General features: G+C 68.4%; 2 protein-coding genes. Both read right to left on the reverse strand.

What is annotated here, in order from left to right:
- Nucleotides 1-951, reverse strand: a 951-nt coding sequence (locus AC2VNT_RS03580; protein ID WP_486945550.1) for a glucose-6-phosphate dehydrogenase, incomplete at its 3' end; no start/stop codon positions are given.
- The coding region (gene tal / locus AC2VNT_RS03585) for a transaldolase (protein ID WP_486945551.1) at nucleotides 948-1,537 on the reverse strand (590 nt) is incomplete at its 5' end. The genes tal and AC2VNT_RS03580, both read right to left, overlap by 4 nt.

Here is a 1,537-nt window from a genome sequence, read left to right on the forward strand (position 1 = left end):
CTGTCCCCGCGACGTGGTCTGGTCCAGCGGCTGCGCCAGCCGGGTCGCCGACAGCACCTTGATCTTCTCGGCCTGCAACGCATCCGGGCCGAAACTCACCGGCTCCTCGATGGCGGTCAGCGCCAGCAGCTGCAGCAGGTGGTTCTGGATCACGTCCCGGGCCGCCCCGATCCCGTCGTAGTAGCCGGCCCGCCCACCCAGGCCGATGTCCTCGGCCATGGTGATCTGCACGTGGTCGACGTAGTGCGCGTTCCAGATCGGATCGAACAGCTGGTTGGCGAAGCGCAGTGCCAGGATGTTCTGCACCGTCTCCTTGCCCAGGTAGTGGTCGATCCGGAACACCGACTGTTCTGGGAAGACGCTGTTGACCTTCGCGTTCAGTTCGCGGGCACTGGCCAGGTCGTGGCCGAAGGGCTTCTCGATCACCACCCGACTCCAACTGCCTTCCGGCGGGCGGGCCAGCCCGGACTTGTGCAGCTGCTCGCAGACCGTGGGAAAAGCGTTCGGCGGGATGGCCAGATAGAACGCATGGTTTCTGCGGGTGCCACGCTCGACGTCGAGCTTGTCCAGCGTCTCGGCCAGCCGGACGAAGGCGGCATCGTCGTCGAACGCGCCCTGAACGAAACGGATTCCCTCGGCGAGCCGCTCCCAGACCTCCTGCCGAAACGGGGTGCGCGAGTGGCGCTTGACCCCTTCGTAGACGACCCGCCCGAAGTCCTCATGCCCCCAGTCCCGACGGGCGAATCCGACCAGGGCGATTCGCGGGTTGAGCAGACCCCGGTTGGCCAGGTCGTAGACCGCCGGTATCACCTTCTTGCGGGCCAGGTCGCCGGTCACGCCGAAGATCACCAGGCTGCACGCGCCGGCGATCCGCGGCAACCGCTTGTCGCGCTTGTCCCGCAACGGGTTGTGCCACTGCCCGCCGGCAGCGCCCGGGGCCTCGCCGGTCACGTGGTGGCGGCGTCGAGCTGGGCCTGCGTCGCCTTGTACAGCTCACCCCAGGACGCCTCGAACGTCGACACGCCCTCCGTCTCCAGCACGTCGAACACGTCCGGCAGCTCGATCCCGACCGCCGTCAACTCGTCGAACGTCTGCTGAGCCGACGCGCCGGTTCCGGTTACCGTGTCGCCGCGGATCTCGCCGTGGTCGGCGACGGCCTGCATCGTCTTCTCCGGCATGGTGTTCACCGTGTTCGCTGCGGCCAGCTCGGTGACGTAGAGGGTGTCCGGGTACTCCGGGTTCTTCACCCCGGTCGAGGCCCACAGCGGTCGCTGCACCCGGGCGCCGTCCTTCTTCAGCGCGGCGTACCGAGCGCCGGCGAAGACCTCCTGGTACGCCGCGTAGGCCAGCCGGGCGTTGGCGATACCGGCTTTTCCGCGCAGCGCCAGCGCGTCCGCGGAGCCGATCTTCTCCAGCCGGTTGTCCACCTCGGTGTCCACCCGGGAGACGAAGAACGACGCCACCGAGTGCACCTTGGACACGTCGTGGCCGGCGCCTTCGGCGGCCTCCAGCCCGGCCAGGTAGGCGTCCATCACCT

This window comes from Mycobacterium sp. TH-M15, from assembly GCF_057473705.1.